Annotated in this window: 18 protein-coding genes, 1 tRNA gene and 1 pseudogene; 3 read left to right on the top strand and 17 right to left on the bottom strand. The window is 70.7% G+C overall.

Going from position 1 to position 26,255, the window contains the following annotated elements; translation table 11 throughout:
• Positions 1–553, bottom strand: a pseudogene (locus tag UWG_RS30430) (hypothetical protein); the annotation flags it as partial.
• A 407-nt stretch (positions 554–960) separates the two neighbouring features.
• Entirely contained in the window at positions 961–1,923 is a 963-nt protein-coding gene (locus UWG_RS0118595) for a methyltransferase domain-containing protein (RefSeq protein WP_050988611.1), read from the bottom strand.
• Between the two features lie 276 nt (positions 1,924–2,199).
• Here UWG_RS0118595 and UWG_RS0118590 point away from each other — a divergent pair, with 276 nt between their 5' ends.
• Positions 2,200–2,601, top strand: coding sequence for a globin (locus tag UWG_RS0118590; RefSeq protein ID WP_016908720.1), 402 nt, complete (start codon positions 2,200–2,202; stop codon positions 2,599–2,601).
• 190 nt (positions 2,602–2,791) lie between these two features.
• On the opposite strand, the gene UWG_RS34270 is transcribed toward UWG_RS0118590, so the two are convergent.
• The 8 genes from UWG_RS34270 to UWG_RS30420 all read right to left on the bottom strand — a co-directional run bounded on the left by UWG_RS34270 (position 2,792) and on the right by UWG_RS30420 (position 13,302).
• A complete protein-coding gene (locus tag UWG_RS34270) occupies positions 2,792–3,103 on the bottom strand; it encodes a hypothetical protein (protein ID WP_420235634.1) in 312 nt (103 codons plus the stop codon).
• Between the two features lie 60 nt (positions 3,104–3,163).
• Complete coding sequence (locus tag UWG_RS0118580) at positions 3,164–3,838, bottom strand: DUF8010 domain-containing protein (RefSeq protein ID WP_029391568.1); 675 nt, start codon at positions 3,836–3,838, stop codon at positions 3,164–3,166.
• A complete protein-coding gene (locus UWG_RS0118575) occupies positions 3,819–4,244 on the bottom strand; it encodes an acyl-CoA thioesterase (protein ID WP_016908718.1) in 426 nt (141 codons plus the stop codon). The genes UWG_RS0118580 and UWG_RS0118575 overlap by 20 nt, the downstream gene beginning before the upstream one ends.
• A gap of 2 nt (positions 4,245–4,246) precedes the next feature.
• A complete protein-coding gene (ettA, locus tag UWG_RS0118570) occupies positions 4,247–5,911 on the bottom strand; it encodes an energy-dependent translational throttle protein EttA (protein ID WP_016908717.1) in 1,665 nt (554 codons plus the stop codon).
• A 556-nt stretch (positions 5,912–6,467) separates the two neighbouring features.
• Positions 6,468–7,892, bottom strand: a complete 1,425-nt coding sequence (locus tag UWG_RS0118565) for a thioester domain-containing protein (RefSeq protein ID WP_237720150.1) — start codon at positions 7,890–7,892, stop codon at positions 6,468–6,470.
• 181 nt (positions 7,893–8,073) lie between these two features.
• Complete coding sequence (locus tag UWG_RS0118560) at positions 8,074–8,553, bottom strand: single-stranded DNA-binding protein (RefSeq protein ID WP_033196235.1); 480 nt, start codon at positions 8,551–8,553, stop codon at positions 8,074–8,076.
• 622 nt (positions 8,554–9,175) lie between these two features.
• On the bottom strand, positions 9,176–11,491 hold the full coding sequence (locus UWG_RS0118555) for a GTPase (RefSeq protein ID WP_237720146.1): 2,316 nt from the start codon (positions 11,489–11,491) through the stop codon (positions 9,176–9,178).
• A 122-nt stretch (positions 11,492–11,613) separates the two neighbouring features.
• The gene (locus UWG_RS30420) at positions 11,614–13,302 is read right to left on the bottom strand and encodes a dynamin family protein (protein WP_193386460.1); all 1,689 of its coding nucleotides are present in this window, start codon (positions 13,300–13,302) and stop codon (positions 11,614–11,616) included.
• 329 nt (positions 13,303–13,631) lie between these two features.
• Between UWG_RS30420 and UWG_RS0118545 the strand changes: the two genes are divergently transcribed.
• A tRNA-Arg gene (locus UWG_RS0118545) sits at positions 13,632–13,704 on the top strand.
• 1,334 nt (positions 13,705–15,038) lie between these two features.
• Here UWG_RS0118545 and UWG_RS33735 read toward each other — a convergent pair.
• Positions 15,039–15,467, bottom strand: a complete 429-nt coding sequence (locus UWG_RS33735) for an LmeA family phospholipid-binding protein (protein ID WP_029391567.1) — start codon at positions 15,465–15,467, stop codon at positions 15,039–15,041.
• Positions 15,468–16,476: 1,009 nt separating this feature from the next.
• On the opposite strand from UWG_RS33735, the gene UWG_RS0118530 reads away from it, so the two are divergent.
• On the top strand, positions 16,477–17,400 hold the full coding sequence (locus UWG_RS0118530) for a D-alanyl-D-alanine carboxypeptidase family protein (RefSeq protein WP_016908711.1): 924 nt from the start codon (positions 16,477–16,479) through the stop codon (positions 17,398–17,400).
• A 221-nt stretch (positions 17,401–17,621) separates the two neighbouring features.
• Here UWG_RS0118530 and UWG_RS0118525 read toward each other — a convergent pair whose 3' ends face one another.
• From UWG_RS0118525 to UWG_RS0118500, 6 genes are all read right to left on the bottom strand, one after another.
• A complete protein-coding gene (locus tag UWG_RS0118525; RefSeq protein WP_016908710.1) occupies positions 17,622–19,565 on the bottom strand; it encodes a glycoside hydrolase family 15 protein in 1,944 nt (647 codons plus the stop codon).
• On the bottom strand, positions 19,562–20,521 hold the full coding sequence (locus tag UWG_RS0118520) for a TIGR03885 family FMN-dependent LLM class oxidoreductase (RefSeq protein ID WP_016908709.1): 960 nt from the start codon (positions 20,519–20,521) through the stop codon (positions 19,562–19,564). The genes UWG_RS0118525 and UWG_RS0118520 overlap by 4 nt, the downstream gene beginning before the upstream one ends.
• A 348-nt stretch (positions 20,522–20,869) precedes the next feature.
• Positions 20,870–23,104: a 2-dehydropantoate 2-reductase gene (locus UWG_RS0118515; RefSeq protein ID WP_016908708.1), complete on the bottom strand. Its 2,235-nt coding sequence runs from the start codon at positions 23,102–23,104 to the stop codon at positions 20,870–20,872.
• The gene (locus UWG_RS0118510) at positions 23,101–23,985 is read right to left on the bottom strand and encodes an SDR family NAD(P)-dependent oxidoreductase (protein WP_016908707.1); all 885 of its coding nucleotides are present in this window, start codon (positions 23,983–23,985) and stop codon (positions 23,101–23,103) included. The genes UWG_RS0118515 and UWG_RS0118510 overlap by 4 nt, the downstream gene beginning before the upstream one ends.
• The gene (locus tag UWG_RS0118505; RefSeq protein ID WP_016908706.1) at positions 23,985–25,298 is read right to left on the bottom strand and encodes an MFS transporter; all 1,314 of its coding nucleotides are present in this window, start codon (positions 25,296–25,298) and stop codon (positions 23,985–23,987) included. Before UWG_RS0118505 ends, UWG_RS0118510 begins: the two co-directional genes overlap by 1 nt.
• Positions 25,295–26,245, bottom strand: a complete 951-nt coding sequence (locus UWG_RS0118500) for a polysaccharide deacetylase family protein (RefSeq protein ID WP_016908705.1) — start codon at positions 26,243–26,245, stop codon at positions 25,295–25,297. The genes UWG_RS0118505 and UWG_RS0118500 overlap by 4 nt, the downstream gene beginning before the upstream one ends.
• Positions 26,246–26,255: the final 10 nt, after the last annotated feature.

Genomic DNA, 26,255 nt, shown 5'->3' with positions numbered 1-26,255 from the left:
CCGCCCCGCCGAGCGGCAGGCCCTGCCGATTGTTGGCACGCGCCGACTCGACGAGGCCGGTGTAGACAGGGAGTCCCTTGTTGAGGACCTCGATCTGGCGGTCCGCCGGGCGGGAGCCGTCGCTGCTGGAAGCGGCGCCCGCGAGCAGCTCCGACGCCTCCCGGATGTCCTTCTCGTACCTTGCGCGCACGCTGCGCGGCTCGTCGCCCCCGGCGAGGAAGCCGCTGGAGGCAGAGGTGTCGGCGTCGGCGAGGGAGCGGTAGATCTTCGCCGCGTCCGCGCTGAGGGGTTGGCTCCGCTCCACGACATCTCCGGCCGCGCTCGTACGCTCCGAGACCTGCAGGGCGGTGATCCCGCCGAAGACGACGAGGAGCGCGGCGAGCACGGCGCCGATCAGCCGGAGGCGTCCGGGCTCCGTCGTGGCTTCGGCGCGCAGCCTTCTGCTCGCGCTCCGCCAGGAAGGGCCGCCGCGTGGCTCGGCTTCCCGTGGTTCCGGAGGTGCAACGGCGGGTTGAGCGGGCGGTGCAGGCGGCGCTGCGGTCGGTTGTGTCACGGCTTGGAGACCTCCCCCTTGGTCACTGGCGGCGTTCCCGTCCCCGACGGCTCAACTGCCGCTTCGGTTACGAGCACACAACCCGCAGTATGGCCGCAGGGACCGACACCCGCACAGCACTGCTCCGACTCGCGTACGGCACCCCTGCCCGACGGAAAGAGGCGGCCCGACAGCTCCCCGCTTCCCCACGGAGACGGCTGAAACCCCGGAACCACGGCCAGGAGAGGCACACTAGCGCGCCCCTTCCCGTTCTTTCATCACGCTTGGGCCACACCTCCGGTTCCCCTTCGCACCGAGCGAGAGCTGAGGGCGCGTCACCCGATCGTGTCAACTGCCCTCGTTGCCAACGGAATCGAAGCCGCCGCTTGCCTGTCCAGACGACAGGAGCCGGTCGATGCGCCGCGCGGTTACGCCTCCTCCGAGCGCAACTCCCACGCGTGGCCCCCCGTGGGCGAATCGAGCCACGCCCACTGCCGCTCGCCACTGACCGTCACCCCGTACCGCTCCCGTTCGGGCCGCCCCGCACTCCGCCATACGTCGAAGATCTCGGCCGGCTCAGCCGCCCCGCCGAGGAGGGCGAGCGCGAAGCGGAACGAGTCGTCCACCCAGGCCCCACGCGGAACGCCCTTCGGCCGTTCCGCGCCCGTCTCCCACGGAGGAGGCCCACCGCGCAGCGGGACGAAGAAGGCGGGGGTCTGCAAGAACCGTCCCTCGCCGCGTACTTCGCCCTCATCGCCCCGCTCGATCCGCAGCGGGAGCAGCCCCGTCGCGAAGGGGGTGAGCACGAGCGCGCCGTCGGCGGACTGCGTCAGCCAGGCGTACGGCACCGTCTGCACCGCGCAGGTGGCGATGATGCGGTCGTACGGCGCGTACGTGGTGCAGCCTTGCGCACCGTCGCCCGTGACGACGTGCGGCCGATAGCCGGCCTCCGCGAGGTGCGTCGCCGCCGTCTCGGTGAGCGCCGGATCGAGGTCGACGGTGGTGACGTGGGAGTCGCCGAGCCTCTCGCTGAGCAGCCCCGCGTTGTAGCCCGAGCCGGTGCCGATCTCCAGCACGTCCGCTCCGTCGGGGACGTCGAGGGCCTCCAGCATGAGCGCCATCAGGGAGGGCTGGCTGCTGGAGGAGACGAGTTCGCCGTCGCGGACGCGGATCGCGAGCGGTGCGTCCTCGTAGACGCCTTCCCGCCATCGGCGGCGCTCGCCCGGGTCGGGGTCGTTCCGCCACAGCCTGCGGTAGCCGCCGATCGCCGGCAGGTAGTAGTAGGGCACGAAGAGTTCCCTGGGTACGGCCTCGAAGGCGGCACGCCAGGCAGGGTCGGTGAGTCCGCCGCCCGCTTCGATGCGGCGGACCAGCTCGGACGCCTCGTTCACCCTTCCAATGTGCGCCCTCCACGCCACGGGCGCGAGGGCGGAGCGGAGCGTGTCCGCTTCCGGGAGCGGAACGGTCACAATGCGTCGTCGGCAGATTCCTGAGCGTCTGCCTCGGCCTCGTCAGCAGACACTCGACCACGACCGACTACGGACACCTGCCGCGGAGTTGACGCCCGACGCAGCCGTCCCCCGCCCTCTGTACGGGGCCCGGGCCGACCGGCGCCGGAAAGGACCGAGGACTCCGGTCCTCGGCCCCCCGTCTGCGACCATGGGGGCATGGAGATCCGGCGCGGGAGCCTGCAGTCACAGACGTTCTACGAACAGGTCGGCGGAGAGGAGACCTTCCGTCGGCTCGTACGCCGCTTCTACGCGGGCGTCGCCGAGGACCCCGTGCTCCGGCCGATGTACCCGGAGGAGGACCTCGGCCCGGCGGAGGAGCGGCTCGTTCTCTTCCTCATGCAGTACTGGGGCGGGCCCCGGACATACAGCGACCAGCGCGGCCACCCGCGGCTGCGGATGCGGCACGCCCCGTTCAAGGTCGACCGCGCCGCGCACGACGCCTGGCTGCGCCACATGCGCACCGCCGTCGACGAGTTGGAACTCCCCGACGAACTGGAGCAGCAACTCTGGGACTACCTGGTGTACGCGGCCGCGTCCATGGTCAACTCACCGGATTGACACACCGGCCCGGCAGGACCTCCGGACACGGTCACACGGCCCGGTACTCAGCGCCGACAACGTGTGGACGCGTAGAGGGCGTCCGCGTGTCGGGGCGCCGTCCTGGAGCCCGGTCGCGTGCCGAGCTTCGCCATGTCGCGCTCGTAAGCGTCGCTTCCCACCCTGGGCGATGCTCACGTTCCCGGTCGACCTACGGTCGGTGAAGCGCGGACCGCAGCACCGCCCGTGCAGCCTCCGTGGCGAATCCTCGCACCAACAGAGGAGCGCGCCAATCGCCGGCCGGTTTCCACCGACAGCAGAACCTCCGGAACGGGGAGCCCTGTAAAGCCGGCGAGTTCCCCCGTGGAGCGCGCTTCAGGGCGACGAGCCCGAACGCGTGCTCCTCCCACTCGCTTTCCATCGCCGCGACGGACCGTTGCGTCTGCGCCACGTCCCGCACCGTGCCGACCCCGATCCAACGCGTCGCCTCGGTATCGGAGTTGATCGTGGCGAGCGCGGCCACGTCACCCGTACGCCACCGGCGGAGCACAAAGCGGCTGGCCTCGATCACCACCCCGCCGAATCACACCGGCGTGACGCTCAGGCCGAGCCCGGTACCCGCTTCCGCGGCGTCACGCAGGACGACGGACCCGTGCGCACTGCTCAGCCGCAACCACCCGCGCGCCCGCAGCAGTGAGACGGACTCGCCACCCTGCAACAGACCGAGAGCGTGCCCCGCGTGCACCGCCCGCAGCGGGAATCCGGTTCGACCGAGCGGGCGCGACCAGATCTCCTCGGCCAACGCATCGAGGACCTGCCGCGTGCGCTCCTTCTCACTCAGCTTTTCGGCCCGCTCCTTGAACTCCCCCACCGCTGCGACGGCGACCGACCGCACCGCGTCCGAGGGCGCCTCGGCGAACTTCGTCCAACCGCTGTCGGGCGGCAGCACACCCGCCCACGACGGGCCCGTCACCTCGTCGGGCAAGGAGACGCCACCGCGCTCCTCGTCGATCCGCTCGAGCAACTCCCCGGCAGAGACGGTCACATCGGTCTCGACCGGCTCGCGGAGCCGCGCCGTTCGCAGGGCAAGCACCTCGAACCGCGCCGGCTTCGCGAAGACACCGACGACACCGCCGGCCGCCCGCACCCGCACGGCCGCGCTCTTCTCCCAACGCAGCAGACGCCCGAGGAACGCCGCGAGCCCAGCGGCCTCTTCCGGCTCCGCGAGCCGGAGACGACTAACCGAGGTGGCTGTCATCGAAGTACCCCTCAAGGAACGACTTCTCGTGTGGCGTCAGCCGCCTCGGCCGCTCGTTCTCCAGGTCGTACGGGACCACGACGCTGCTCGCCCGCACGTAGGGACGCACCGCCGGATCGTCCTCCCCCACCTCGTACGCAAGGTCGATCGAGGCCGCGCCGAGCTTCGTCACCCAGGTCTGCACGGTCACCGGCTCGTGCCGGTGAACGAGCGGCCTGACGTAGTCGATCTCGTGTCGTGCGACCACGGAGCCGCCCGTGAACGAGGACGGCTCCTCCCGTCGCGCCAGTCGGAACATGAAATCGATACGGGCCTCCTCCAAGTACCGGAGGAACACGACGTTGTTGACGTGTCCGAACGCATCCATGTCCGACCAGCGCACCGGGCACTCGTATATGTGGCGCACGCTCAGCTCCGCGTGAGCTTCCGATAGGTGGCCCGGTGGGGACGAGCGGCGTCCGGACCGAGGCGCTCGATCTTGTTCTTCTCGTACGATTCGAAGTTGCCCTCGAACCAGAACCACTTGCTCTCACCCTCGTACGCGAGGATGTGGGTGGCGACGCGGTCGAGGAACCAGCGGTCGTGGGAGACGACCACGGCGCAACCGGGGAAGTCGAGGAGCGCGTTCTCCAGCGAGGAGAGGGTCTCGACGTCGAGGTCGTTGGTCGGCTCGTCGAGGAGCAGCAGGTTGCCGCCCTGCTTCAGGGTGAGCGCCAGGTTCAGCCGGTTGCGCTCACCACCGGAGAGCACGCCTGCGGGCTTCTGCTGGTCCGGGCCCTTGAATCCGAACGCGCTGACGTACGCCCGCGACGGCATCTCGACCTGGCCGACATTGATGTAGTCCAGGCCGTCGGAGACGACCTCCCAGAGCGTCTTCTTCCCGTCGATGTTCGACCGGTTCTGGTCGACGTAGGAGATCTTCACCGAGTCGCCGACCTTGATCGTCCCCGCGTCCGGCTCCTCGAGTCCCTGGAGCATCTTGAAGAGCGTCGTCTTACCGGCGCCGTTCGGGCCGATGACCCCGACGATGCCGTTCCGCGGAAGCGAGAAGGAGAGGTCGTCGATGAGCACCTTCTCCCCGAACGCCTTGTGGAGATGCTCCACTTCGACGACGACGTTGCCCAGGCGGGGGCCCGGCGGGATCTGGATCTCCTCGAAGTCGAGCTTCCGCGTCTTCTCCGCCTCGGCGGCCATCTCCTCGTACCGCGCCAGACGGGCACGCGACTTCGCCTGCCGGCCCTTGGAGTTGGAGCGGACCCACTCCAGCTCGTCCTTGAGGCGCTTCTGCCGCTTGGCGTCCTTCTGGCCCTCGACCTTCAGCCGGGACTGCTTCTTCTCCAGGTAGGTGGAGTAGTTGCCCTCGTAGCCGATGGCACGGCCGCGGTCGAGCTCCATGATCCAACCGGCCACGTTGTCCAGGAAGTACCTGTCGTGGGTGATCGCCACAACGGTGCCGGGGTACTTCGCGAGGTGCTGCTCCAGCCACTGCACCGACTCGGCGTCGAGGTGGTTGGTGGGCTCGTCGAGCAGGAGGAGGTCGGGCTGCTCGAGCAGCAGCTTGCAGAGAGCGACTCGGCGCCGTTCACCGCCCGAGAGCTTGGTGACGCTCCAGTCGCCGGGCGGGCAGCCGAGGGCGTCCATCGCCTGCTCGAGCTGGGAGTCGAGGTCCCAGGCGTTGAGGTGGTCGAGCTGCTCCTGAAGCTTGCCCATCTCCTCCATGAGCTCGTCCGTGTAGTCCGTCGCCATCTGTTCGGCGATCTCGTTGAAGCGGTCGAGCTTCTGCTTCGTCTCCCTGACACCGTCCTGAACGTTCTCCAGGACCGTCTTGGACTCGTCCAACGGCGGCTCCTGGAGCAGGATGCCCACGCTGTAACCGGGCGAAAGCATCGCGTCGCCGTTGGACGGCTGCTCAAGACCGGCCATGATCTTCAGAACCGTGGACTTACCAGCACCGTTGGGGCCCACGACGCCGATCTTCGCACCGGGCAGGAAGGCCAGGGTGACGTCGTCGAGGATCACCTTGTCGCCGTGTGCCTTGCGCGCCTTGCGCATGGTGTAGATGTACTCAGCCAAGAGGAACCGTCCGGCAATCTGTAAGTGTCTGCGCACGGTCGGTGGTACCGCGCGGATATCTGTACGGCTCGCGCCGCCCAATCAGCATGCGGCTTGCGCCGCGAGTCGGTCTGGCGCCTCCCCCCTTTCGGTCGGCACGCCTTGGCCGACGCGGTGACCGTCAGCGGCTCCGCCGCTGCGCGGCCCGCGGTGTCACCACGGGGTTCAGCTCCCCCCATCTTGCCGCACACCGGCGTCTCCGCCGAAACGGGGCAGCTCACGCCAGCATGCCGCTCCCCTTTCTCCCGTACGTCGCAGATGTAGATGATCTCCGATACTCCCGGATTCGCCAGTCATGCCCGAATCCGGGCAACCACCGTCCCTGCGACACACAGCTCCCCATGCGGGCGCGGTGCCATCTTCAACACCGCGCCCGACCTTCAACACCGCACCCGACGCGGGCGCCGCGCCTCGTAGCTCCGGATCCGACACGAGCGCCGATACGGACGTTCGCGCTCTGTACATCCTGCGGATGAGAGGCAACGACACACGCCGGACGACCAGGCTGCCGACGAACCTACTGCCTTGCCCGCCGGACGATCATCAACGCGGTACCACCGACCACGACAAGGCCGACCGCGATACTGATCAACAGCGGAGTGTCGCTGCTTCCTGTCTCCGCGAGATCCGAGGAGGCACCGTCCGGGCTGAGACCACCCCCGCCGACCGTAGCCGGACTCGGAGTGGCTGCGGAGGCGACGAGGCCCTTCCCCTCCTCCGCGCGCACGGCACTCGCCGTCGCGCAGTCCAGGACTCCGGTGAAGACACGGTCGGTCCCGTCCGGCACGTTCACCGCGATTCGGTAGGGCTGGTCCTCCTCGACCGGGACGGTCTCCGCCCCCGACTCCCCGGACTCCCGCACGTACTCATGCTCGCCGACGGTGAAGCCGAACTCCTCGTCGCCACCGTTGGCAACGGTGATGTCCACGCCGCTCTCGTCGCAGTTCTTCGCGCTGGAGACCGCGGCGACGGGCCCCTCTTCGGCCCAACTCACCGAGGCAGAGCCGGAGACGGTGGAGCTGCTGGCTCCCGCGAGTATCTGGGTCTGCGTACGTGCGTGCTCTCCCGTCCCGGTGAAGACGCGCCCCACCGGGATCTTTGCCGACGCCTGCGCGGCCAGCGAGGCCGTACCGCTCTCCGACCCCTCGGGGACCTCGAAGTAGACCTTCGTGCCGTTCGAGGCGGTCTCGACCTCGTCACCCTTCTTGTCGACGAGCCGCACCCCCCGCGCGACGGCGTCCGGATCGGCCTCGATCGAGACCACGGGGGCGGTGGTGCGGACCGTGACAGGTCCGAGCCGGTCCCCGCTCATCCCCGCCGTCTCCACCGGTCCGAGCTCGAGCGAAGGCCGCGGTTCCGGCATCGGCTTCGCCGCCTTCACCAGGTAGTCCGTGAGCTTCCTCGCCGCCGGTTCGGCAGCCTTCACTTTGGCGCCGCCGGCGGAACTTTCCTCGGAGAGACGCCAGATCGCCACCTGCGTTCCCGCCGCGGCGAGTTCAGGTGTGAGCCGCTTTACCTTGGCCTGCCTGGCGAGTGCCTGCAAATCGTTCACCTGCGGGAACGAGTTCTCGACGATCCAACGGATCTTGCCCGCCGCCTTGTTGTGGTGCAGGGAGGAAGTCCCCCAGGAAGCTTCCTCGTAACCCGCCTGCTCCCTGGTCGGGTTGAGCATGTCGACGCTGTAGCTCTGGAGGCTGCCACCGTCCTCGACGGTCATCTCGGAGAGGCCGGCGCTGATGTCGCGGTTGCCGCCCTCCTCCTGCACGACTGCTTTGCCGTACGTGTTCAGGCCGTCGAGGGTTGCCGTCGCTCCGCGTGGATTCCCCTCCCCCTGCCCTGCGGCTGCCGGGCCGGCAGCGGCGACACCGGAGACGAACAAGGCCCCGGAGACCACGGCTACGGCGGCACGGCGATCGAGCGGTCGCCTGCGTGCAGAAGTCATCGTCTTCCCCTCCGGACGGAACGGACGCATGTGAGTCCGACGCCCCGTCTGCAAAGAACTCAACCCCCCATCGGTACGCGAGGGATGCTAAAGATCACCGAGAGCCGACCCGCCCGCATTCACACCTCACCGGCGATTCCGACTCAGAATCGTTATCACTGAATCCGACGGACCGGGACGTTCAAGACGCCCCGGGCCGCCCCGGAATCGACACCTCCGCATACTCCGCAGCCGGCCCGTCAGCCACCTCACTCCGTCGGGCCGACGGCCGCTCACCTGAGGCTACGGGCACCTGTTTGGCCTGAGACACGCGCACGAAGGCAGAAGTTCCCCTGGAGAGGTCATGTCCGACGGCATGCGCGCTGAGATCGGCCGCGACGAACTTCCGCGTATCGCCGTCCTTCTCGCTGATCCGCAACTGCCCCTGAACGATGACGGGTTCACCGATCGACACGGACGAGGCGACGTTCGCCGCCAGGCCGCGGCGCGCCCAGACCGTGTAGAAGCTCGTGTGGCCGTCCACCCACACGCCGAGCCGCTGATCGAAGCGGCGCACCGTACAGGCCAACCGGAACCTCGCCACGCGATCGCCGTTGGCCGTCTCCCGGTAGTCGACCGGCGTCGCAACGTTTCCCACCACGGTGATGTGCGTCTCATGCACGACATCCGCCTCTCCGCGCACCGCGGGACACTCGCGTCCCGCGGTGCGCTCCGCCAAGGATCAGGACTCTGCCGGCAGTCTTTGCGGCCGCCGACGAACCCCACCGTGCAGCAAGTGCGGAAGTACCGCTCAAAGCCTCCAATTTCTGTGGAGTACTGCGTAGTTGTGGATAACTCCGCCACCCATAGGGGTGTAGTACGCGGCTATCCTCCCGATTTCGGCTCCACATGCCGCAGGCTTCTCTCAGGACCACGCAGGGCTCGCCTCGGCGGCGGCGTACGGGTCCTCGAGAAAGGCAACCGGCAGACGGGGGATCGGAATGTTCGAGCTACGAGGGCTTCTGCGCACCCTCGCGAGACTCGGGTCCGGGACGGTGAGGCGACCTCAGCGAGGCCGCCTCACCGAGCCCGCAAGGCACACCGCAGACGTACACGTCCCGCGCCCGTACGACGGCAAGGACGCCGGCACCACGCGGACCGGCCTCACCGGACAGGGCGCCGGAACCGCTGCGCCCCGACCGCCGTATCTCCGCGATCCGACGCCCTGCGACAAACCGGGTCGGCGAGAGGGCTCCAAACGCTCATCAACCCGACCGGGGCGGTTCGCGAAGCGGGTCCGCGCTCTACACCTCCCCGGTGGCGATCACGTATTGCTCCCGGGCCTCCCGGTACCGCATGAGTTCAGCAGCAACGGGCTCCAGGACGCGCGAGCGACCACAACCGGCAGCGAGACGTCGCAGCCTGGCCTCTTCTGTGCTGCCGTGGACGCGCGCGGGCCCCTGGGAGACCCTCCGGCACATCCACGAGAGCAGTGGAGCACCGACGGCCCCCGCCCCGAGGAGCGTCGCGCCGAGAGGCGCCGTCTCTCCGCCGAGCACAGTGGAAGCAACCAACATCCATACGGCCCCCACGAGTTGCAGGGCCATCATCAGTACCTGTCCGACGAGCGCAACGGGCGCCCAGGCCGGCCGCGGCGCCGAGGCGGCGGCGTCCGACCTCGTCCGCCAGCGGGGACGCCCGGCCTCTGGTTCGCGGAAGGCAGCGCCTCCCGCCCGGCTCCGAGCTCGGAAGCGAGCGGTTCCTCGCCCCTTCTTCTCGACTCCCTCGTGACCAGGCGCGTCCGCCCTCCTCTCAACGGCTCTGTCGTCTCGCGCAGTTCCTGCGGCGTCCCGAGCTTCCGGGGCAACGGCAGAGGAACACGCGTGCGGCTCGGCGGGGAGTCCCTCGGCCGAGAATTCTCCCGTGCCTTCGGCTCCCTCAGGGGCGTACCGACGACGGGCCGCCTCGTCGAGCGCTTCCGGGAGCCCCGCCGCACCGCGAAAAGCGGCATCACGCACGCGCCGCGACCACGCCTCCGGCAAACCTGCCGCGGTGCTCTCGCCGAGCTCCCTCACGGCCTGGGCCACTGCCGGCCGCGAGGCCGGCGAGAGGGCGCCACCGGGCCGCTCCGCCGGAAGGCCACGTTCGGCGTCCCCCACAACAGCCCTGCGCCTCTTCTCGATCCGGCGCTTCAGCAGCCGCGCCCACACTGTCGCGGACGCTTCCTCGGCGCCGCGAAGCCAGGCTCGCTCCGCCGCCTCCCCTGCGGCGCGAGCACCGAGAGCGACAGCGAGGCGCTCGTCGAACCGCTCTCGGATCAGCTCTGTCAACCCCAACTCACCGGCTTCGGCGTTGATGTAGAGCGGACGAAGGCGGCGAAGCACGGAGTCCAGGTCCGCGCCCATGCGGAGAGCCGCAGCACGCCGCGCCGCCGCAAGCGAGGCAAGCTCCGTCCTGAGCTCGTCGATCCCCTCGCCGGTGTGAGCGGAGGTGGTCAGGACCGCGGCCCCCGGCTCGCCGTAGTCGCCGAGAGCGACGCCGTCGCTGTCGAGCAACCGCCGCAAATCGTCGAGGACCGCGCCGACGGCTTCCCGTCCGAGCCTGTCGATCTGGTTGAGCACGACGAAGGTGACATCGGCGTGGTGCGGCATCCGACGCAGATAGCGCTCGTGGAGCAGCGCGTCCGCGTACTTCTCCGGATCGACGACCCAGACCACCGCGTCCACCAAGCCGAGGAGCCGGTCGACCTGGGGGCGGTGGTCGGGGGCGACGGAGTCGTGGTCGGGGAGATCGACGAGGACCAGTCCGTTGAGGCTCTCGTCCCAGGAGTAACGACGAGCGCTCGGCGCAATGGAGAGTCGGTCGAGCAGACCGTCGGCTCCGCCCTCGCCCTCGGCTGCCTCCCATGTGCAGGAGACGGGGGCCGCGGTGGTGGGCCGGCAGATCCCCACCTCGGAGAGCTGCGCTCCTGCCAACGTGTTGAAAAGGGAGGACTTTCCGCTGCCCGTGGCGCCGGCGAGCGCGACGACCGAGTAGGCGTCGGGAAGCCGCCGACGTGCACCCGCCTCTTCCGACACCCGCGCTGCTTCGGCGAGCAGTTCCGGTTCCACGCGTCCGCGGGAGAGACCGAGCAACTCTCCGAGCGCACCCAGCCTTCGGGCCAGTGTCTGCTGTTCCTCTGCCCGATCGGGGATGCTCGGGGCGACCAAGGCCGACGCCCTGGCCGGCGGCGCGGCGTGCCTCGTCGTCTCCTCGTGCTCCTCCCGATGAGGACCATCGGTACTCGTCTCGGCTTCCGAGGCCGCGGCAAGGTGTTCCTCCTCGACGGCCGGTTCCGTGCCGGGAACCTGCCCGCCGCCGGTGCGCGCCGTCGGCAGTCGGTCCGCGCCATACCGGGAACCGGCTCTCTCGTCTCCCGAGTCGCCTTGGGCTCCGGAGGAGAAGGCACGTCGAGCAATCAGCCCGTCGCTCCAAGGCGGCGGAGCCGTTTTCGCCTCCACCGCCTCCTCGACGGGACGCTCACGGCACTCGGCCTCGGAGAGCTCCCCGACGTACTCATGGACGTGCGCCTCTTTCGCGCTCGTCTCGCCTCCCGTCGTCTCCGTCGTGCGGTGTTCCACCTCGCTGACGGACGCGGCAGACGCCGGTGCCCAGTCATCCCCGGCTCCGAGATCCTCACAGGGAGGGGCTGCTTCCTTCTCGCTCGCGGTTCCTTCTTCCCGGGTCGTCGCCGACACCGTGGTCACCTCTCCCTCTGGACCTCTCGATGCGTGCGGGCGGCCGGAAATGCCAGCACCGCCCGGGCTTTGCTCAATGCCGAGTACGCAGCCACCAGGTCGACCTGCGAGTCGGGGGTCGTCGCCAGCTCCTCGAGCGGCGCCAGCCAGTGGTCCCTGCGTGCCGCCAGCGCGCGCTCCACGCAGGCGTCGAGCAGTTGCACCCCGTTTGCGCGCAGGCGCTCGGCAACCGTGCGCCCGAGTGCGTCGGCGAGAACGCCGAGCGCCAACTCCTCGGTCTTCGGCCCGCCGAGGAGTGCCGCCATCAGCACGGCCGCCATCTCCTCGGCATCGACGAGTGCGCCGAGCTCCGCGGCGAGTACCTCTTCCTCCACGGACTCCTCGATGCATCGGCGCCATCTCCGTACGAGGAATCCGGGGCGTGCTACCGCCTCGTCCTCCTCCATCGGCAGGCAGCAGCCCCCACCGGGTTCGCGTCTCCAGGCGTCTGCCACGTGCTGGTCCGCGACTGTGACGGCGCCGCCCAGCAGTGCCGTGAGTCCTTCCTCGAAGGCGTTCAGCAGTTCGTCGCCGCCACAGTCCGCCGGGAAGGACTGCAGGCGTGCGGCGACTTCCCCCGCGAGCAGTTCCCCGTTGCCGAGCCGTCGGCGAGCCCGGCGACCGGAGTCCGCGAAGGACGTTTCCACGACGTCGCAGAGCCGTTGGACCGCCCCGTGCTGCGCTGCGACGGCACCGGCCAGTGCGACGACACGGGGACGCAGTGAGGCGAGTGTGCCGGTGGCGGTGCGGGCCGCGGCGACCTCGCGAGCCGCCGGATCCTGCGCCTGCCGGGAGAGCCACTGCCGGAGACCGGCCACGGCGGTCGCGGGAAGGAGGCCCGATCCGCCTGCCGACTCAGGCAGTTCGGGGATGGTGAAGCGCGGGACCTCTTCCATCCCCTCGCGGTCGAGAAGAAGGCCGTACTGGTGGGAGACCTCCGTGGCGATCTGATGAGGGGTCCGGTCCAGGACGGTGGCGAGGGTGACGTCGTACTCGCGCGCTGTGCGCAGCAGATGCCAGGGGACGGCGTCCCCGTAACGGGAGGCGGTGGTGACCAGAATCCAGACGTCTGCGGCGCTGACAAGTTCGGCAGCCAAGTCCCTGTTGGAGACGACCAATGAGTCGATGTCGGGGGCATCGAGGAGGGCCAATCCGGCCGGTAGAGCGACATCCGTCTCGATACGGAGATCGTTGCCGGTGCTCTCCGGATCGTAGTCGATCTCCTCGACGCTCGACTCCTCGTTGTCGGGGGTCTCCTGGCGAGGGATGTTCTGAGGAGTCGGGAAGGTGCGTCTGAGGTCGGGAAGGACGCGTGCGCCCGTGAACCAGTGATGGTCGTCGGGGTGGCAGACGAGGACGGGGGTGCGGGTAGTGGGGCGCAGGACGCCCGCTTCGCTTACGCGTCGACCGACGAGCGAGTTGACCAGTGTGGACTTGCCGGCTCCCGTCGAACCGCCCACGACCGCGAGAAGGGGAGCCTCTGGGGAGGTGAGGCGTGGGAGGAGGTAGTCGTCGAGCTGGGCCAGTAGTTCGTCCCTGGATCTGCGTGCGCGCTCGGCGCCCGTCAAGGGCAGCGGGAGACGCGCTGCGGCGATACGGTCCCGCAACGTTTTTAGGGCGGTGAGCAGTTCTGGCTGTACATCCAAGATCGCCACAGGGGCAGAATGCCCAATTTCAGGAGATTTCTGAAGCGCAATCGCTGCCCAGCACCATGAAACTGGCGCCATTCGCCCATCGGTGCCCCAGTCGGCACGCTTACCCACACATCAGCCACACCGTCGCCATAACGACTGCGCAACACCCGCACCACGCGGCGCGAAAAGCGCTGCATTAATCGCACCAGCCTGCGATTATCGGGACCGCTTCACGGAACCTCCACACCGCAGCGCGGACGTGGAGGGAGCGGGACGAGCCACTGCGCCCCCTATCCTTGACCCCGCCATGGTCGCCGCGGGGGCAGGGCCACCGCCCCGCCGGGAGACTGGCCCCCGTAGCTCAGTGGATAGAGCAGGTGCCTTCTAAGCACTTGGCCGCAGGTTCGAGTCCTGCCGGGGGCACACAAGGCCTCTCACCTGGGAAGACGGGCGGTGAGGGGCCTTCCGACCCGTTGTGCAGTACTTAGAGACCAAGCGCCTTGCACCATTCGCCGGGTTGATGCCATGGCCGGGAACGCCTCCTCCGCCGACCCGGAACCTGCCAGGGCGTGATCACGGCAGCGCTCGTTGCGGCGGTGCAATTTTTCCGGTCGCGTGTCCGATATCTACGGCGCTCGTCAGGAGATATCGACGACTACTAGCAACCCGCTAGCCCGTGGCTGACGACAGCGCACCGGCGGCGGCGTCAGGGTCACTGCGCTCGCGTCATCCCGCAGTGCGAACCGCGTCTGACCATGGCGGACGGGCGCCTTCACCCGAGCGCGCCTTCGCCGTGGGAGCGAACGACCTGACCTGCGTCCGATCACCGGGCGCGAAGAACTCGACCTGTTCTCCCGGCTGCCCTGTGTCCTCGGCGAGCAGTCGACGAACGACCCAGCCGGCGGCCGCAGACGCCCGGGACGGATGTGGATCGCCCTGCGCGGCGACCGTCTGCCGGCCAGGGCCGCCTGGCGGGCAGGCAAACCGTCGAAGATCCTGCGTGGTGGTGGAGCGGATCGGTGCCCGGCTCTTCGTAGAGCGGTTGCGCCCGGAACGACGTCCGGAGCCGTGGGTTCCCGAGCCGGCTGCACGCCTCGTCTTTCCGCAAGTTCGCGATGCCGAGGGGCTCGTGGTGCTGATGGTCTCGGTGCGGGTGTGGGCCTTGGCGGTACACGGACGTGCAGCCTGGCCAGGATGTCCGACCGCGAGGCGGCCGCTGGGCAGTGCGAGAGTGAGCTCTCGCATTACGCGAGCCCGCGGGACTGGTGGCGCATCGCCACGCCGCCCGGCGGAGAGGCGGTGGGGTTCGTCGTCGGGGCGAGAGTGGCGGGGCCGGTCGCCGGGCAGTACGAGGCCACTCCACGTGGTCGCCCAACGGCACGTCGCGGCCCGTGAATTCGGTCCGTACGCCGTGCTCCTCCACGGGGATGTCGCGCAACCGGAGGTCGCCCGGCAGGCTGTCCGGCAGCTTGGCCGAGAACCGCAGCTCCTTCGCGACCTTCGGCCCTGGACCTTCTGCAGCCCCCGGATCAGCGACGGATCGATACCGGCCGGCTTCAGCAGCCCCCAATGTTCGGCGAGTGCGTCGATCGCGCTCCCCTTCAGCAACTGGCCGGGCGAGAGCGGCTCTCCGATCGTCCGCTCGGAGTCGCTGTCGTCCATCTTGTCGGCGGCGGGCGCGGCGAGCTGCAGGCCGCCGCCCTTCCCCGGTGTGTACACGAGCAGGCCGGGGACCACGATTCGGGTGTCCGCGATGGTCATGGGCATGCCGCGGGCTCCCGTGCGCCCCATGCGGACCGTGCCCGGATCTCGGCCTGCGTGCCGGCCATCGGCAGTTCGCCGTACGCCCGCACTGTGTTCTTCTGCCGACCGGGCGTCAACTGCACCTGCGAGGTTCCGGCTTCGCGGTCGAGGTCGTCGAAGGCGAGGAACACCTCGCCGCGCAGTGCGCTCAGCACCGCGCCTTTGACCGAGTTCGGGAGGTTTCCGACGATCCGCAGATCGTCCACCGTCCCCTCCACCTTGGCGACGGAGACCCGTCCTGCCGATACGTGGGGGGCGGTGGCTTCGACGCGGTCGAGGCGGCCCGCGACGAGCTGCGCGATGACGGGGAAGCGTCGACTTGCACTTCGGAGTCCGGGCTCCTCCTGCACCTTCTGTGCGGCCGTCTTCTCGGGGTAGAGCACGGCCCAGCGGTCGCCGGGCAGGAGAAAACGAGCACCACGACCACGGCGGCGGTGATCTTCGCGACTCCCCGGAGGGTCCGCCGCCGGGTCGTGGCGCCGTCGGGCTCCTCGCCCGGGGCGGCCGGCGTCCGTCCGGTCCGGGCCCTCATGAGGGGTGCGGGCTCCGTGCCGTGGAGTCGGCGGAACGGTCCATCGGGGCCATCACCCCAGGCGAGCACAGAGTTTTCACCCGCGTCCGAGCTGCCGGGAGCCCGTGCCTTTCGACGTGCGCGGGTGCCCTCCGGGTTGTGCGGCCGTGGTAGTCGCTCGCAACGTCCACGACCCAGGTGACGCCGAACTGGTCCGTGAGGATGCCGAAGTGGGCCTACCGCGCAGAGGTCGGCGGGTACACGGCGGCTGACACGCACGCCCCGAGCAAGAGGAGGAACGAGTCCCCTCCGCGGTTCCGCAGCATGGCGCGGGGCACGTCGTGGGCCATGACGTGGAAGCCGAGCTCCGCAACGACTTGGCGCTGTGTCACCTGTTCCGCCTCGGCGGGGTCTTGCACCCTTCCGGCGTCCCTGTAGGTGATGACGGCCAAATCGACGCCGAACACGGAACGGTGGAGATTCCTCCCGGGGGGGGCGCAACAGAGGGAACAGCTCCCGGCCGAAGCCGAGGACGGGGCCGCGAGCCGCCAGTACGTCACCGTACCTGGAGCACTACCTGGCGCTCGGCCGGGACTTCGCCCAGTCCCGTTGCGGCGGGAGGGAGCAAGGTGCCACCTACCGGCTGTGGTTGACCGTCCGGAGGGGTGTGATTGGGTATCCGTGTGTCAAGAGGAATCCTCGACGTGACATGAGCGCCCCGCGGTCGGGGAGACCGTCGGCTCCGCATACGGAGGTCCGACCCGGTCACCGCGGGGGACCTGCTGCTGTCTTGGCATCCTGCTTCGCGACCTGACATCGATGTCAAGACGGTCTTCCCCGGGAATCTGTATGGCACTACTGCTGATGGGAGCACCTTTTTGATGGGCCTCAAGTCGCTGTCGAGACGCAAGATCATTGCCGCTGCGATAGGCGGCGTCGTACTCACCGGCACCCCTCTGGCCGCCTGGGCCGGAACTTCCGCCGCTCCTCCCCCGGAGATCGCTGCCAAGGGCGCCATACTGGTGGACGACAGCGGCGAATCGATCTACGGCAAGAACGAAAACACTGACAGGTTCATGGCCAGCACGGTCAAGATCATGGCGACCTCCCTGGTCCTCGACAAGCAGGACGCCGATCTCGACCGGAAAGTCCCGGTCGACCAGGCATACCGCGACTACGTCACCGAGCACCACACCAGCACGGCCGACCTCCAGACCGGCGACAAAATGACGGTCCGCCAGCTCCTGTACGCGGCCCTTCTGCCTTCGGGAGCCGATGCCGTGTACGCACTCGCCGACACCTTCGGCCAGGGAGCGACCAGGGCGAAGCGAGTGCAGTCGTTCGTCGCGGACATGAACGCCAAGGCTCAGGACATGGACCTGGGCAAGACCGAGTTCGACACCTTCGACGGCACGGGCGACGACTCCACTTCGCCTGCGGACCTCGCGAAGCTGGCTCAGCACGCAATGCAGAACCCGACGTTCAGCAAGATCGTTGGGACGAAGAAGCACGAGACCGAGGCTCCGGCCGCCAACGGAAACACCCGTTACTACACCTGGAACAACACGAACGCGCTGCTCGGCTCCTACAAGGGCGTTACCGGCATCAAGACCGGCACGACGAGCAAGGCAGGCGCGTGCCTGGTCTTCTCGGCCGAGCGGGACGGCGAGACTCTCACCGGGGTCGTCCTCAACAGCGAGGACAGGAACAAGGACGCAGCGAAGCTGCTGGACTACGGCTTCGGAACCGACGAGGCGTCGGACATGAAGCTCCGCAAGCTTCCCTCGGACGCCCAGAACGACTGACGCGTAGTCACCTGCATTGACGGGTCCGGCCTCGTTCCTCCTAGAACGGCCGGACCCGTCGCATGCCGGCCGAGACAGGTGTCAGTCCACCCGCGGCCGTGACCTTCCAGCTCGGCGTCGTTGCCCATGGTCGGGCCACCCCAGGCGTACGTGCGGATCGGGCGGAGGGCGCACGGCCGTGCCGGCGTCGGACGTTCGACGTCGCTGCCGGACCGCGGGCGTCAACCGCCGGATCGCGCGGTCCTGGTGGCCCAGGCGTGCAGGGCCTCGCTGTCGTCGGCGGCGTCCAGGTTCATGGCCGCCTCGATCAGGCCGAGGTGGGTGAATGCCTGCGGGTAGTTGCCCAGCATCTGCCCGGCCGCCGTCATCTCCTCGGAGAAGAGTCCGAAGCGTCCGCGCCGGGAGCAGAGCGCCTCGAAGCGGCGCCGGGCCTCGTCCCTTCTGCCGGCGAGGACCAGGGCCGACACCATGTCGAACGAGCAGAGGAGGAACCCGCCCTCCGGACCGTTCAGGCCGTCGTCGGTGGCCTGCGGGTCGTAGCGGTGGACGAGCCAGCCGTCCTCGCCCAACTCCTCGTCGATGCGGTCGATGGTGGAGACCACGCGCGGGTCCGTCCCCTCCAGGAAGCCGACGAGGGAGACGTGGAGCAGCGAGGCGTCGAGGTTGCGCGAACCGTAGGACTGGACGAACGCCCCTCGCTCCTCGTCGTAGCCATGGGTGAGGATCTCCCGGCGGAGGGCCTCCCGTTCGGCACGCCAGTTCCCGATCTGCGGGCGCCCGTCCTCCGCCAGTTCGGCGAGCCGGATGCCCCGGTCCAGGCAGACCCACGCGTAGAGACGGGAACTGGTCCAGTTCCGCGGCAGGTTCCTGACCTCCCAGATACCGTCGTCGGGTCCGTGCCGGACTCGGCAGACGCGGTCGACCACGGCGAAGAGCGCGCCGAGCTCCGCCTCGTCGAGTCCCTGCCCTTCGGTCCCGGTGACCTGCTGGTGGACGAGCGCGGCGTCCAGCACCTGTCCGTAGGTGTCCAACTGGTGCTGGCGGAACGCCTCGTTGCCGTACCGCACCGGGCGGGAGGCCAGGTATCCGTCGAGGTGCTCCGAGGCGTGTTCGGAGCTCTCGGTGCTCCCGTCGATGTCGAGCATGGGGGTGAGGACGCCGCGGGACACCGCGCAGTGACGGAGCAGCAGGCGCAGGTAGGCGCCGGCCTCCGCGCGGTGGTGCAGCCGCATGAGCACCAGGACGACCAGGGCCGCGTCCCGTTGCCAGAGGAAGCGGTAGTCCCAGTTGCGCTCTCCTCCGGGCCACTCGGGCAGGGAGGTGGTCGGGGCCGCGATGAGGGCACCGGTGGCGCTCGCCATCAGCCCGCGGAGGACGACGGCGCTGTGCCGTACGTGCCGCGCCCCGTACCCCTCGTAGGCGGCGGCCGAGGACCACGCGCGCCAGGCCGCGGCCGTCTCCCGAAGCAGTCGGTCGGCGCCGTCCACTCCGGCCGCGGCCTCGCTTCCCGGGCCCAGACCGAGCGAGACGGCGAGGGTCGCGCCCGGGGTCAGGACTGCGTCCACGACGAGGCTGCCGTCCTCGGCGAGCGTCGGCGCGACGCTCTCGCCGCCGTCCGCGCCTCCGGCGACGGCGAGGCAGAGACCGGTCTCCTCCTCGACGAGCGCACCGCTCGCCGCTGCCGCCCCGCCGGTCTCGTCGCCCGCTCGGTGGCGCGCGGACCAGCGCGCCGCGGTGCGTGCGTCGCCGGGGCGGACGTCCAGCCTGTGCCGTGTCCGCACCTCGCCGGACTCGCAGTGCAGCAGGCGGACGAGCGTGCCGCGGGGCTCGATGCCCTGCCGGTCGCCGTCGGGCTGCCGTGCGGCGAGGAAGTCGTGGCCCACCGCCGTGCCGGAAGGCGTGGTCCAGCGGGTCTCCAGGACGAGCGTGCCGTCGAGGTAGCGCTGCTCCCTGGGCTCCGTGCCGTCGAGGGCCAGCTCCCAGGCGCCGCCCGCCGCGCGGTCCAGCATGCGCGCGAAGACGCTGGCGGAGTCGAAGCGCGGAGCGCACAACCACTCGACGGCCGCGTCCGGGCCGACGAGGGACGCGGTGTGGCAGTCGGAGAGGAAGCAGTACTCTCCGATCGGTGGGTACGCGCCCGCCGAGCCGCCCGTCCGGCCGGTCATGAGCGCAGCTCCGGGAGCACCTCGCTGCCGAACACGTCGAGGAAGCCGGCCTGGTCCCTGCCGACCTGGTGGAGCAGGATCTCGTCGAAGCCGGTCTCGCTCTGTCCGGCCAGCCAGGCGGCGTGCTCGGCGGGGTCGTCGGAGACGTGCACGAACTGCTCCATCCGCCGGGCCTCCACCGACTCCGCGGCCTGCTCGAAGTGTTCGGGCAGCGGGATCTCCCCGCCGACGTCGCTGCCGAGCACCGCTTCCCGCCACTGGTCGTGCGCGGCCTCCAGCGCCGCGTCGCGGGTACGTGCCCAGGAGAGGTGCGCCTGGAGCAGCACCGGGCCGCCCCCGCCGGCCTCGCGGTAGGCGGCGAGTGTCTCGCTCTGCGCCTCGTCGGGCTGGTTGATCGTGATCAGACCGTCGGCCCAGCGCGCCACCCGGATCGCGGTCTGCGGACTGACCGCGGCGCCCAGCAGGCGCGGCGGGTTCCGGGGCAGCGACCACAGCCGGGCCCTGTCCACCACGACCAGACCGTCGTGGGAGACCGTCTCGCCGGCGAACAGGGCACGCATCACCTCCACGCATTCCTCGAGCCGCCGGGTGCGCACCTCCTTGGCCGGCCATCGGTCGCCTGTGACGTGCTCGTTGAGAGCCTGGCCCGTGCCGAGGGCCAGCCACAGGCGCCGCGGGTACATCTCGGCGAGCGTCGCCGCGGCCTGTGCCAGCACCGCCGGGTGGTAGCGCTGCCCGGGTGCGGAGACCACGCCGGTGGTCAGCCCGGTCGTGGCGAGGGCCGCGCCCAGCCAGGCCCAGGCGTGTCCGGACTCGCCCTGGCGGCTGCTCCAGGGGGCGAAGTGGTCGGAGCACATGCTGCTCCCGAACCCTGCCTCCTGTGCCGCCTGCACCAGGCCGAGCAGTTCGGAGGGCGGGAACTGCTCGTGCGACGCGTGGTAGCCGTAAACGGTCATGGCCTCCGACTCCCGGTACCGGATGGGGCATGCGTCTCGGCCCGATCCTGTGGGCCCGCTGCGCTCCGCGCGGCGGTGGAGGCCCGGCGGTGGCGGCCGGCGTGCGTGCTTCCCGGCGCGGGGTCCTCTCATGGTGGGCGAGGAAGCGGCCGGTCGCATGTGCGGGCGGCGCCGGACCGTGCCTTTCCGGAGGGCGCACACGGCGCGCGGTGCCCGGCGTGCAACGCCCGGGTCACCCCGGGCTGTTGACGGGCACGGCCCGGGCCCGTCCGCCCGGCTCCCTCGATGCAGGTCCGCCCGAAAGAGCCCGGCGGCCGGGACCCGGGCGCGGGAAGCACGGTGGGACCGTCAGGCCCCCTGGACGAAGGCCGCCAGTACCCCGGCGGCGAGAGCCGAACGCTCCACCATGCCGCTGAGCGTGGTGTGCTCGTTGCGGGCGTGGGCGCCGCTGCCCAGGGCGCCGAGTCCGTCGAGGACCGGGACGCCTGCCGCCTGGACGAAGTTGCCGTCGCTCGCGCCGCCGACGGCTGCCTCGCGCAGGTCGACGCCGAGTGGGGCGGCGCACTGGCGAGCGAGCTCGTAGAGGCGCCCGACGTCGGGGGTGCGGGCGAAGACGGGGCGGTTCCAGCCGCCCGTCACGTCGACGGAGGTGCGCGGGTCCGCAGGGCGCAGCGCCGCCAACCCGGCGGCCACCCGGCGCTGTTCGTCCACCGAGGCGACGCGGACGTCGAGGTGTGCCTCGGCGGCGCCCGCGGTGACGTTGCTGCGGGTGCCGCCGCGGACGACGCCGACGTTCACCGAGGTGCCGACCGCGGCGTCGCCGAGTTCGCCGAGTCGGATGATCTGGTGCGCCGCCTCCACGACGGCGCTCGCGCCCGCGGTCGGGTCGAGCCCGGCGTGCGCCTCGCGGCCCGTCACGTGGAGGGTGAAGAGTCCGACGCCCTTGCGGGAGGTCTTGACGGCCCCGTCCGCGCTCGCCTCGAAGACGAGGGCGGCACGGGCGTGCGCGGCCTCCGCGACGAGTGCCTCACTGGAGTGCAGGCTGCCGGTCTCCTCGTCCCCGTTGAGCACCAGCGTGACGGCGGGACGCGGCAGTTCGAGCGCGTCGAGGGCGCGCAGCGCCCAGACCGCCTGCACCAGTCCTGCCTTCATGTCGAAGACGCCGGGTCCCGAGATCCGGTCGCCCTCCAGCGCGAAGGGCCACCCCGCGAGGGTGCCGAGCGGCCAGACGGTGTCGTAGTGGCAGAGCAGCAGGACGGGGCGCGGGTCGCCGCCCCCGGACGCGGCGGGGCCCCGCGCGGGATACCTGCGGACGAGGATGTCGCCGGCTTCCGGCCGCTCCAGCAGCTGCTCCTCGGCGGGTTCGCCGAGGGAGGCGTCGAGCCACTCGCGCAGCCAGGCGAGGCAGCCGGCGAGCGCCTCGGTGTCGTCGCTCGGGCTCTCGATGCGGGTGTAGGCGGCGAGGTCGGCGAGGAGCTCCTCGCGGTGCGCGTCGAGCCAGCCGTGGACGGAGCGCGCCTGCGCGTCGTCGAGGAGCGGTGCGGCGGGGAGGCGGGACGGTCCTGTCGCCAACCGGTCGAGGACGTCGAGGTGTTGCTCGGACATCAGCGACGGTTCTGACTCCAGCTTGCGCAGCCCCTCGACGACGGCCCGCAGTACGGGCGTCTCGACGCCGGCCTCCTCGGCGCGGGTGAAGACGGTGGCGTAGTGGGTGGTCACCTCGACCGGCCGGCGGCGTACGGCGAGGTCGCGCCAGATGCCGCTGCGGTCCTTCGGCATCGTCCGCAGCCAGGCGACGAGCCGGTCGGTGGCGCCTTCCCGCACCTCGGGCGCCGCGTCGCGGCGGAAGGCCGATGCCTCGAACGCGTCGAACGACTCCAGTCGGACGCCGAGGCGGTCGGCGACGTCGAAGACCTCGCGGGCGACGGCGTGCGCTGCGGTCCTGTGGCGGTCGAGGAGGTCGGCCATCGGGGCGTCGGCGAGCGCGCTCGCGGCGAGCATCGCGCCGAATCCGGCCTTCGCCCACAGGAATCCCTCGACGTTGCCGCTCGCCTCGGCTGGGCCCTGGCCGCGCAGCGCGTCGACGAGGCGCAGCACCCGTGCGTCGTCGGCGCCCTGCGGGGATCCGACGACGAGGGCTCCGGCGCCGCCGTCCCTGATCACACCGGGGTCGACGACGTCGGCGAAGATGTTGACGAAAGCCGGCACGGTGCGCTCGGCGCCGACGTGCCGTGCGATGTCCTCTTCGTTGAAGCCGTTCTGGACCGAGACGACGTAGCCGTCGGCGGAGAGTCGTGGCGCTATCCACGCCATCGCCTCCTCCGTCGCCTGCGCCTTGACCGCCAACAGGACCTGGTCGAGCGGGAGTTCGGCGAGCTCCTCAGGGGTGCCCGCGGCAGCGACGTGCGCGGTCTCGGTGGTGCCGTCGGGGCGGGTGACGGTGAGGCCGTGGGCGCGCATCGCCGCGGTGTGCGCCGCGTCGGCGTCGACGACGGTGACGGAGTGCCCGGCCCGGGCGAGGCGGTACGCGAGGGTGCCGCCGATGGCACCGCCTCCGACCACGGTGTAGGCGTCGCCGGTCATGCGGGGGTTCCTTTCGTCGTGCGGGGTTCGGGGGCGGCGTCCTCGGGTGGGGCGCCGTCCGCCGCGTGTGTCGTCGGACGCGGTGGCCACAGACGCGGGAGGCCGCAGGCGCCGGCTGCGGAACCGCCGTCGACGCGGAGCACCTCTCCGGTGACCCATGCCGCGTCCGGGCCCGCTATCCAGCGCACCGCCCGCGCGACGTCGTCCGGCGTCCCGGCCCGGCCGAGCGGGTTGACGGAGACGGCCTCCGCGTACTCGGGGGCCACCGGGTTCACTTCGCTCGCCACCGGCACGAAGCCGGGGCTGACGGCGTTGACGCGGATGCCGTGGGGTCCAAGTTCGAGGGCTGCGGCGCGCGTCGCCATCTCCAGGGCCGCTTTCGACGTCGCGTACGGGCCGCCGCCCGGCCGGGCGCGGAGCGCGGCGCCCGAGGAGATGTTGACGACGGACGCCGGGCGGCCGGCCGCCACCGCGCGCCGGCCGAGTTCGGCGGTGGCGAGCACGGGGGCACGGGTGTTGAGCGCCTGGAGCGCGTCCCAGGACTCGGCGGTGACGTCGAGCATGTCGGTCGACGGGTACCGGCCGGCGGCGTTGACGAGCACGTCGACGGGGCCGTGTGCTTCCCAGGCCGCACGCACCGCGGCGGCGGGCCCGTCCGCCGACGCGAGGTCGGCGGCGTGCACCTCGACCGTGCAGGGCGTGCCGCTCTCGGCGGCGACGGCGCGGACCGCCTCCGCCGCCTCGTCGAGCCGCTCGGGCGCGACGTCGACGAGGGTGAGGACGCCGTCCGCGCCCGCCGGGTGCGCGGCGAACTCGCGTGCCACGGCGGCCCCGATGCCGCCGGCTGCGCCGGTGACCAGGGTGTGGCGGATCGCGTCCATCAGTCGAACTCCTTGTCCTTGGTCTCCGGCATCGTCAGGTAGACGATGAGCGAGACGAGCGAGGCGCCGGCGACGTAGATCCACAACTGGTCGCGGTGGCCCGCCTCGTTGAGCCAGGTCGTGACGTAGGGCGCGGTGCCGCCGAAGAGGGCGACGGCGAGCGCGTACGGGAGCGCGATGCCGGTGGCGCGGACCTCGGGCGGGAACTGCTCGGCCATGATCACCGCGCAGTTCGCCGAGTAGCCGAGGATCAGCAGGACGCCGACGAGCTGCACGAGGAAGACGCTGAGGAAGCTGTCGCTCATCAGGTGCAGCAACGGCCAGGCGAGCACGACGAATCCGCCGGCGAAGACGGACATCGTCGGCTTCCTGCCGACGCGGTCGGAGAGGATGCCGGCGAACGGCAGCGCCACGACGAAGACGATGAGGCAGAGGGTCTGCGAGAGCAGCGCCGTCTCCAGCGGGATGCCGGTGGTGAGATTGGCGTAGGTGGGCAGGTAGTTGACCCAGATGTAGTAGGTGAGCGTGCCCGCGACGGTGATGCCCGCGACCCGCAGCGCCGCCGCCGGGTGCTCGACGAACATCGCCTTCAGCGGGTTGCTCCGCGAACGGCCCGAGCTCTGCGCCTCGTTGAAGGACTGCGTGTCCTCGACGGAGACGCGCAGCCACAGCCCGAGCAGCCCGAGGAGCCCGCCCACGACGAACGCGGCACGCCAACCCCAGGCGTGGAGCGCGTCCTCGCTCAGGAGCGAGGTGCAGATCGTGCCGAGAAGCGACGCGATGAGCACCCCGCCGCCGACCGAGACCTGCTGCCAGGACCCGGCGAAGGCGCGCCGCCCGCGCGCGGCCGACTCGACGAGGAAGGCCGAGGAGGAGCCGAACTCCCCGCCTGCGGAGAACCCTTGGACGAGCCGCGCGAGGAGCAGCACCACGGGCGCGACGATGCCGGTCGTCTCGTAGCCGGGCGCGAGCGCGATGACGAAGGAGGAGCCGGCCATCAGCCCGATGGTGAGCGTCAGGCCCTTCTTCCGGCCGTTCCGGTCGGCATAGGCGCCGAGCACGGCGGCACCTATCGGCCGCATCACGAAGCCGACGGCGAAGACGGCGAGCGTCGCCAGCAGCGCGACGGCGCCTTCCGACTTCGGGAAGAAGACGTCCGCGATGACGGCGGCGAAGATGGAGTAGAGCGCCCAGTCCACCCACTCGACGGTGTTGCCGACGGTGCCGGCGACGATCGCCTTGCGCTGGCTGCGGCTCAACTTCGTCGTGGCTGGGGTGGCTTCGGCGGGGGGCGACGGTGTTCCGGTGCTCATCGGTCCTGCTCCTGGGTACGGGGGACGGCGGGGGACGCGGACTCGTGCGGCGGGGCGCCGAGGACCGCGCGGGCGGCGTCGGCGAGTTCGGCGTGGGTGGCGAACCAGACGTCGTGCGCGCGGATGTGGTCGAGGAGCTCGCGGAGGATCACGATCCGCGACCGGTGCCCGATGACGTGCGGGTGGAGGGTGAGTTGGAAGACGCCGCCGCTGCGGTACGCCTCGTCGAACTCGTCGCGCCAGATCTCCAGTACGTCCCGCGGGCGGGTGTGGGGGCGCACCGAGCCGTAGCGGTCCATCGTGAAGTAGGGCGCGTCGTCGCGGACCCAGTCGACCGGGACCTCCACGAGGCCCGTGGGGCTGCCGTCGGCGAGGACCTCGTACGGCTCGTCGTCGGCCATCAGCGAGGAGTCGTAGGCGAAGCCGAGGTCGAGGACGGTGGAGAGGGTCGAGTCCGAGAAGTCCCAGGACGGGGTGCGGATGCCGCGCGGGCGGGCGCCCGTGAGCTCTTCCAGGGTCTCCGCCGCGCGCTGGATGAGCTCGCGTTCGTCGGCGGCGTCGAGGAGGGTGTTCCGCTCGTGTATCCAGCCGTGCACACCTATCTCGTGGCCGCGCTCGACGTACCCGCGTGCCTCGTCGGGGTGGAGCAGCGCCGAGACCGCCGGCATGAAGAACGTCGCGGGCACCTGGCGTGCGGCGAGCAGCTCCAGTACCCGGCGGGCTCCGACGCGTGCGCCGTACTCGCCCTGGGCGAGCCGACCGGGGCTGGTCTCGCCGTCGCGGAGGGGGATCGTCTCGTGGTCCGAGTCGAAGGAGAGCGCGACCGCGGCGCGGGCGCCCCCCGGCCACCGCTCGGGCGTCAGGGCGCGACCGGCGCGCACGGCGTCGACGTGCCCGCGCCAGGTGGATTCCGGCCACTGCCAGGAGGGGACGTTCGGAGTCGGCATGGGAGCCTCC

It is taken from the genome of Streptomyces xiaopingdaonensis (assembly GCF_000262345.1).
GTDB lineage: Bacteria > Actinomycetota > Actinomycetes > Streptomycetales > Streptomycetaceae > Streptomyces > Streptomyces xiaopingdaonensis.
This window is presented reverse-complemented; position numbering and strand designations above follow the sequence as displayed.

Coding starts and splice junctions, on each gene's coding strand:
- UWG_RS0118500 (WP_016908705.1), bottom strand. CDS start 26,245: ATGCCGACTCCGAACGTCCCCTCCTGGCAGTGGCCGGAATCCACCTGG.
- UWG_RS0118580 (WP_029391568.1), bottom strand. CDS start 3,838: ATGACAGCCACCTCGGTTAGTCGTCTCCGGCTCGCGGAGCCGGAAGAG.
- UWG_RS0118520 (WP_016908709.1), bottom strand. CDS start 20,521: ATGACCGTTTACGGCTACCACGCGTCGCACGAGCAGTTCCCGCCCTCC.
- UWG_RS0118525 (WP_016908710.1), bottom strand. CDS start 19,565: ATGACCGGCCGGACGGGCGGCTCGGCGGGCGCGTACCCACCGATCGGA.
- UWG_RS0118530 (WP_016908711.1), top strand. CDS start 16,477: ATGGGCCTCAAGTCGCTGTCGAGACGCAAGATCATTGCCGCTGCGATA.
- UWG_RS0118510 (WP_016908707.1), bottom strand. CDS start 23,985: ATGGACGCGATCCGCCACACCCTGGTCACCGGCGCAGCCGGCGGCATC.
- UWG_RS0118590 (WP_016908720.1), top strand. CDS start 2,200: ATGGAGATCCGGCGCGGGAGCCTGCAGTCACAGACGTTCTACGAACAG.
- UWG_RS0118565 (WP_237720150.1), bottom strand. CDS start 7,892: ATGACTTCTGCACGCAGGCGACCGCTCGATCGCCGTGCCGCCGTAGCC.
- UWG_RS0118505 (WP_016908706.1), bottom strand. CDS start 25,298: ATGAGCACCGGAACACCGTCGCCCCCCGCCGAAGCCACCCCAGCCACG.
- UWG_RS0118515 (WP_016908708.1), bottom strand. CDS start 23,104: ATGACCGGCGACGCCTACACCGTGGTCGGAGGCGGTGCCATCGGCGGC.